Genomic DNA, 7126 nt, shown 5'->3' on the forward strand with positions numbered 1-7126 from the left:
AAGGGGGCAATGGCACTTATAAACATTTTGTCATAGACGAGTTCCTTTAAGGCTGGATGAAATGGGCCTGCCACAACTTCCTTACCTTCGTCAATCAGATCAGTCCTTTGAAGTCCTAGTCTAATCACTGGAATATTGGCATGGTCATAAGCCTTCAGGGCTTTACCCATGACATCAATCGTGTCATCTAGGTCTGCTGGTGTATAACGCCCTTCGTGATACATAGTCTCCAGCTCTGTATTTTTAATGACCAGTACTGGATAAAGCCTGATACAATCCGCTTTGAGTTTTATACTCTCCGCCACAGAAAAAAAGAACTTTTCAGAAGTATCACCTGGAAGCCCATACATCAATTGAATTCCAAGTTCAAATCCGTAGTTCTTGATTAAAGTCACCGCTTTGTAGATTGACGCGACATCATGTCCTCTTTTACTCATTTTCAGGACGGTTTCATCAAAAGATTGTACCCCCAGTTCAATTGTGGATACGCCATATTGTCTCAATCGGTCTAAAATTTCAGGATTGATATAGTCGGGTCTTGTGGAAATTCTGATGCGATGAACCTTCTTCTTGATTTTATATTGAGAGGCTATTTTCAAATAGGCCTCTTGAATGGCAATTTCAATCCCGGTGAAGCTTCCACCAAAAAATGCAATCTCAATGACATCTGCGTCCATTGTGACCAAATAGTCCTCTACCTGATCTACAATCTCCAAATCAGTTGGCACTTGATCAACACCTGTAATCTTTCTTTGATTACAGAAAACACAATCATTGGGACACCCCATATGAGAAACAAAAATAGGGATAATCTTATGTTTATGACTCATTGCTCGCCAACTTTTTTAAGCCCTCTTTAGCGGCTTCTTGTTCAGATTCTTTTTTGCTTCTTCCCTTGCCAACCCCTATAATCTCATCGTTTAGCTTCACATGTGTATAGAAGAGCTTTGAATGGTCAGGGCCTTCTTCTTTAAATATTTCATATTTAATGCGATTGCCTTTTTTAATCTGGATTACTTCTTGCAATCGCGTTTTGTAATCGATAAACAGCTTGCCATGAACAGCATCATTGATGATGTGGTTCATGTGTCCAAGGACAAAATTACGAACAACATCCACGCCGCCATCTAAATAAAGAGCCGCTATCAAGGCTTCAAAGGCGTCTGAGAGAATCGAAGTACGCTCGCGTCCGCCTGTGAGTTCTTCCCCTCTGCCAAATAGCATAAAGGTTCCAATTTCAAGTGCTCTTGCAGCCTCACCAAGCGATGCTTCACAGACAATTCTTGCCCTAACTTTGGTTAGCTGTCCTTCAGCCAAATTAGGGAAATGGCTATAGAGGTATTCGCTGATCACAAGGCCCAGTACCGAATCCCCTAAAAATTCTAATCTTTCATTGTTTTTGATGCGTTCCTTCTTATTTTCATTTGCATAAGACGAATGTGTTATGGCTCTTTTTAAGTAAGCAATATCCTTGAACTCATATCCAATTCGTTTTTCTAGTACTTTTAAACCTTCCATATTCTCCCCTTCCTAGAAAGGGCATTTAAATATACTATGACGCGCATTGTGATAATATATTTAAACAACCTTTTCATTTACATTCCTCCAACTATTTTATAATTTTGAAACATAAAATTCAATATGTGTAGCAAAACTAATATATTAAAATTGAAAGACGCTGGTATTTTTAGTACCAGCGTCTCATAAATATATAGACCATTCGTTTTCATCCATCTCTGAGAGACGCTTCAACTTGGAATATAATTTTATTCTTCTACTTGAACATCAGTCACAAGCGGTGGCATTGCCTTCATCTTGTCTGTGATCTCTGCAACCAAATTGGACTCAACACCAATATAGGCATATTTGATGGCATTCATAAAGGCCTTGGCATTGGATGACCCATGTGCTTTGACAACGAGTCCGTTGACACCTAGAAGTGGCGCGCCGCCGTATTCCGTATAATCCAGTTTCTTTTTAAAAGCCCCTAAATTGCCCTTAAGGAAGATACCACCTATTTTACCGATTGTGTTTTTCATAATCTGAACTTTAAGTTCTTTCACGATAGACAGTGCAACACCTTCAGTGAGTTTTAAAATGATATTTCCTGTAAAACCATCTGCGACGATGACATCGACATTACCTGATGGCACATATCGACCTTCCACATTGCCGACAAAATTCAAATCTGTCTCTTTTAACATTTGATGTGTTTCTATATATAAAGGCGTTCCTTTAGTGTCCTCAGCACCGATATTTACAAGTGCCACCTTTGGATTGTCAATACCGATAACCCTTTCCGCATAAAGGCTTCCCATGTAGGCAAATTCAACTAAATTTCTCGATTTACATTCTGCATTGGCACCTGCATCCACAAGTACAGACGCACCATTCATCGTAGGATAAATGGTACAAAGCGCTGGCCTACCAATCCCTTTGATTCGACCAACCTTTAAAAGGCTACCGGCAAGCAAAGCACCTGTGTTGCCCGCAGATACAAAGGCATCAATTTCGCCCTTTCTAAGTGCTTTAAGTCCAACAACCATAGAAGAATCCGCCTTGCTTTTAATTGCTTTTACAGGCTTGTCATCATTTTCAATCACTTCAGTGGTCCCTACTATTGAAATACGATTTGAATCGTACTTGTAACGACTTAACTCCTGAGAGATTTTAAGTTCATCCCCAAAAAGGATAATGTCTCCTTTAATTATAGACAAGGCATCAATTGCACCTTTTACCGTTTCAACAGGTGCGTGATCGCCACCCATTGCGTCAAATCCGATTTTCATAAGCCACCTCTTTTTATTGATCGTACTTACTTAAGTATAAAAAAGGCAATAGGATTACCCTATTGCCTAGTTGAAAGATTAAGCTTGTTTAGCATCTCTTCCATGATAATATCCACATTCTGCACATTCTCTATGTGGTACGTTAGCTGCTTTACATTTTGGACATTCCACAATGTTTGGAGCAGTCATTTTAATGTTACTAGCTCTACGCTTATCTCTTCTTGCTTTAGATATCTTACGCTTAGGTACTGCCATATCTTAACACCTCCTTAATCTAAGTGAATAAATTCTTTAGTGCTTCTAGTCTTGGATCAATTTTTTCGTCATCACACGTACATTTCCCTGAATTCAGATTGGTTCCACACTGAGGACAAATCCCCTTACAATCCTCATCACAAAGAATTTGTAGCGGTAAATTCAACAATATATCTTCCTCTAAAATTGGGATCAGCTTAATAGCACCATTCTCTAAAACTGCGAATTGATCATCCTCATCTTCAGAAAATTGCTCCACTAACTCCCGCGTCACACAACTTGAGAGGTTCAATTTGACTTCAGCTAAACATCTATGACACTCAAATGAAATTATACCCTTATAATCGAAGGTAAGCATTAATCGCTTCTCGATTTTTTTGACATTTCCAGTCATAAAAAACTCGGAAGCATCAATGGCATTGATTTCCTTTAGAAACTCATCTGTCAATGTCACTTCAAACTGAAAATCAGCGACTGATTTTAGTCCGTTTACTACCTTGGATAAATCAAGGTTCATACTATCACCTCTTCAATGCAACATTAATATTATAATTAGAACGAAGAGGTTTGTCAAGTAAAACTACTTAACTAATTCTAAAGTATCTCTAGCGATCATTAACTCTTCGTTTGTAGGTACAACCATGATTTTAACTTTAGAGTCATCTGTACTTACAGTAGCTTCTTTTCCTCTTACTTTATTCTTAACAGGATCTAAAACAGCACCCATGAATTCTAAGTTTTGGCAAATTGCTTCACGGCTCTCAGCGCCATTTTCACCTAAACCAGCAGTAAATACGATAGCATCAACGCCGCCTAAAACAGCTGCATATGCTGCAATATATTTTCTTACGTTTAAGTGGTAGATGTCAAGTGCAAGAATTGCTCTTTCATTTCCAGCTTCAGCAGCACCTTCAATATCTCTAAAGTCACTTGATACCCCAGAAATTCCTAAAACACCAGATTTTTTGTTCATGATGTTGTTCATGTCATCTAATGTAAGGTTTTCTTTACCCATAATATAAGTTACGATTTGTGGATCGATATCACCACATCTAGTACCCATTACAAGACCTTCAAGTGGTGTAAAGCCCATAGAAGTATCAATTGACCTTCCACCGTCGATTGCTGCAAGAGATGCACCGTTACCAAGGTGGCAAGTGATTAATTTTGTATCTTTGATATCTTTTCCAAGAATCTCAGCAGTTCTTTGAGATACATATCTGTGGCTTGTGCCGTGGAAACCATATCTTCTTACATGATCTCTCTCGTAGTACTCATATGGAAGTGCATATACGTAAGAGCTTTTAGGCATTGTTTGATGGAAGGCAGTATCAAAAACGCCTACGTTAGGAATACCAGGTAATAATTCTTGCATTGCATTTATTCCCATAATATTTGGTGGGTTGTGAAGTGGTGCAAGCTCGATACACTCTTCAAGTGCTGACATAACATCATCTGTAATTACTACTGAGCCACTGAATTTTTCCCCTGCATGGACAACTCTGTGACCGATCGCATTAATTTCATCAAGTGATTTAATCGCACCGTATTCAGCATGTGTAATCGCTTCAAGTACATGACCAAGAGCTTCTTTATGGTCTTTCATTGGCACTTCAATTGTCTTTTTATCTCCCGTCGGTCCTTCATGTTTTAATCTTGCGCCTTCGATACCGATTCTCTCAACAAGACCTTTTGCAAGAACACTTTCATCTTTCATGTCAAATAATTGATACTTTAAAGATGAGCTTCCACAGTTAATAACTAATACATTCATTATAAATTGCCTCCCTTTGATATATAAAGATTTTTTTTAATCTTAGTGATTTTGGTCATACATTTATATTATAATGTAATTAATCTAATTTTCAACCCTAACGGAGGATATTGATGAAAATAATTGCCATAATCGCCGAGTATAATCCTTTTCACAATGGACACTTGTATCAATTACAAAAATCAGTACAAGAAACAGGCGCAGATGGCGTGATTGCCATCATGAGCGGAAACTTTGTCCAGCGCGGTTTACCCGCATTTTTGGACAAGTGGACACGAACAAATCTGGCACTGTCCGCCGGTGTCAACCTCGTTATTGAACTCCCTACTTTTTTTGCCACAGCAAGTGCAGAACAGTTTGCTTACGGTAGTGTTAAGTTGTTAAATGATACCAAGGTCGTTGATCAATTGTGTTTTGGAACCGAAAATATGGATAATTATGCATTTGAACAAATTGCAAGTATACTTGCAAACGAACCTCAAGCATTTAGTGGGCTGCTTAACGACGCCCTCTCCTTAGGACTATCTTTTCCAGTGGCAAGAGAAACTGCTCTAAAACAGTATCTAAATGTCGATTGTATTCCCAACACGTCAAACAGCATTTTGGGCCTTGAATATTACAAAGCACTTTACCAGCTTGAGTCTACTATAAAGCCTCATTTGATTAAACGCGTTGGATCTGGGTATAACGATGAAAGCCTTCACAACAATTTTTCAAGTGCTACAGCCATAAGAAAAGCTTACTTTGAAGCGGTTGGCAAAGGCACCACCTTTGATTTCAAGGGTCATATACCCGAGACATGCCTTGAAGTTCTAAAACAATCGCCAATAATGCCAGTTGCCCCAGAAGCCTTTGAGGACATCTTACTCTACAAGCTCAGGACAGCTTCTTTAGAAGAACTTGCTAGCATTAGAGAGGTCACCGAAGGACTTGAGCACAAACTAAAAGCTGTTGCACTTAAGGCAAGACATTACGACGAGCTAATAGAAGGCCTTAAATCCAAACGATATACCATGACCAAGCTCTCTAGAATGCTCAACAATATACTCTTGGGTATTACCAAGGATTTTAAGGGCATTGATCATTTGGATTATATCAGGGTCTTGGGATTTGACGATATTGGCCAAGCCATCTTGAAGGAAATTAAGTCAAATTCTGACCTCAATATTATCGCCAATCTCAATCACATTCCCAATGCGTTAAAAGAAAATCCACTATTAAAGCTAGATCTTATGGCTACTGATATCTATAGTCTAGCCTATAAGGCCACATCATATCGAAATGGCGCTAAAGATCTTACCACATCCATGATAATAAGGAGGACATAATATGAAAAAAGTATTAGATAAGGGATATGTACGTCTGGTCGATTCCATGGGAAGCGATCTCAGCGTGGTCAACTCAGCACGTGTAAGCTTTAACAAGGCAACAGAGACATTAAGAGACGAAGACGTCAAGCTCATCCAATATCTTGCAAAACACGATCACACAAGTCCCTTTAGGCATGCCACCATGCAATTTGAAATCTACGCACCATTAATGGTGGCGAGACAATGGTGGAAATACATTATCGGTTCATCTCATCAAGACCCCTTCACAGCTTGGAATGAATCCAGCAGACGCTACGTAACTGAAGCAGTGGAATTTTATATTCCAGCAGAAGATGCTTGGCGTAGCAAACCTGAAAACATGAAGCAAGGTAGTGGTGAAAATCTTGGTACCCCTATTGGAAAAGAAGCATCCGAAAGACTCTTAAATCAGATAGAAGCCGGGATGAAAAATTATGATTGGGCCATCGAAAATGGCGTTGCCACCGAGCAAGCGCGTCTTTTCATCCCAAGTGCATACGGGCTTATGGTGAGATGGTACTGGACCGCAAGTGTTCAAGGCGTTGCCCACTTCTTAAACCAAAGAACTGACGGTCATGCACAATTTGAAATCAGGGAATATGCCGAAACTGTAAAAGCCATTGCACTAGAAAAGTTCCCAGTGGCTATTGAGGCCCTTCTCGAACATACTAACTAGAAAAAATCCTTTTGAATAGTCACGTACTCAGCTTGACGAGCATTGTGATTCTATACAACAAAATTTCTTGCATTTAAAATCATTTGAGGTCAAACCCTTATTTTGCTCATATAACCGCTTTTGAAGATTCTTTCTCAAAGCTGGATGAGAACTAATGCTATACAACAACATTTGAGCCATCTTCGATGACTCAAACCAATTTTCGCTGACGCTGTTTGAGATTGAACATTTCTCATCACAGCTTTCGGCTCAAATTTTGTTGTATACAATAAAAAAGCCGATT

8 protein-coding genes are annotated in these 7126 nt (G+C 39.1%); 2 read left to right on the top strand and 6 right to left on the bottom strand.

All coding sequences use genetic code 11. From position 1 onward, the window contains the following. The 6 genes from AC220I_RS15620 to AC220I_RS15645 form a co-directional block, all read right to left on the bottom strand. A partial coding sequence (locus AC220I_RS15620) for an elongator complex protein 3 (protein ID WP_486724789.1) occupies nucleotides 1-830 on the bottom strand: 830 nt, incomplete at its 3' end. After that, complete coding sequence (gene rnc, locus AC220I_RS15625) at nucleotides 820-1518, bottom strand: ribonuclease III (protein WP_486724790.1); 699 nt, start codon at nucleotides 1516-1518, stop codon at nucleotides 820-822. The genes rnc and AC220I_RS15620, both read right to left, overlap by 11 nt. A gap of 248 nt (nucleotides 1519-1766) precedes the next feature. Next, nucleotides 1767-2789, bottom strand: a complete 1023-nt coding sequence (plsX, locus tag AC220I_RS15630) for a phosphate acyltransferase PlsX (RefSeq protein WP_486724791.1) — start codon at nucleotides 2787-2789, stop codon at nucleotides 1767-1769. Between the two features lie 78 nt (nucleotides 2790-2867). Then, the gene (gene rpmF / locus AC220I_RS15635) at nucleotides 2868-3044 is read right to left on the bottom strand and encodes a 50S ribosomal protein L32 (protein WP_069875554.1); all 177 of its coding nucleotides are present in this window, start codon (nucleotides 3042-3044) and stop codon (nucleotides 2868-2870) included. 19 nt (nucleotides 3045-3063) lie between these two features. Next, nucleotides 3064-3561: a YceD family protein gene (locus AC220I_RS15640; protein ID WP_486724792.1), complete on the bottom strand. Its 498-nt coding sequence runs from the start codon at nucleotides 3559-3561 to the stop codon at nucleotides 3064-3066. A gap of 63 nt (nucleotides 3562-3624) precedes the next feature. Beyond that, a complete protein-coding gene (locus AC220I_RS15645; protein WP_486724793.1) occupies nucleotides 3625-4818 on the bottom strand; it encodes an acetate/propionate family kinase in 1194 nt (397 codons plus the stop codon). A gap of 113 nt (nucleotides 4819-4931) precedes the next feature. Here AC220I_RS15645 and AC220I_RS15650 point away from each other — a divergent pair, with 113 nt between their 5' ends. Both AC220I_RS15650 and thyX read left to right on the top strand, forming a co-directional pair. After that, nucleotides 4932-6146, top strand: a complete 1215-nt coding sequence (locus AC220I_RS15650; RefSeq protein ID WP_486724794.1) for a nucleotidyltransferase — start codon at nucleotides 4932-4934, stop codon at nucleotides 6144-6146. 1 nt (nucleotide 6147) lies between these two features. Next, nucleotides 6148-6843: an FAD-dependent thymidylate synthase gene (gene thyX / locus AC220I_RS15655; RefSeq protein ID WP_486724795.1), complete on the top strand. Its 696-nt coding sequence runs from the start codon at nucleotides 6148-6150 to the stop codon at nucleotides 6841-6843. Nucleotides 6844-7126 lie beyond the last annotated feature (283 nt).

The sequence above is a fragment of the Fusibacter sp. genome, from assembly GCF_057447755.1.

What these genes read in the sequence shown, in the direction of transcription:
- AC220I_RS15645 (WP_486724793.1), bottom strand. Translation starts at nt 4,818, where the DNA reads ATGAATGTATTAGTTATTAACTGTGGAAGCTCATCTTTAAAGTATCAA.
- rpmF (WP_069875554.1), bottom strand. Translation starts at nt 3,044, where the DNA reads ATGGCAGTACCTAAGCGTAAGATATCTAAAGCAAGAAGAGATAAGCGT.
- rnc (WP_486724790.1), bottom strand. Translation starts at nt 1,518, where the DNA reads ATGGAAGGTTTAAAAGTACTAGAAAAACGAATTGGATATGAGTTCAAG.
- plsX (WP_486724791.1), bottom strand. Translation starts at nt 2,789, where the DNA reads ATGAAAATCGGATTTGACGCAATGGGTGGCGATCACGCACCTGTTGAA.
- thyX (WP_486724795.1), top strand. Translation starts at nt 6,148, where the DNA reads ATGAAAAAAGTATTAGATAAGGGATATGTACGTCTGGTCGATTCCATG.
- AC220I_RS15640 (WP_486724792.1), bottom strand. Translation starts at nt 3,561, where the DNA reads ATGAACCTTGATTTATCCAAGGTAGTAAACGGACTAAAATCAGTCGCT.
- AC220I_RS15650 (WP_486724794.1), top strand. Translation starts at nt 4,932, where the DNA reads ATGAAAATAATTGCCATAATCGCCGAGTATAATCCTTTTCACAATGGA.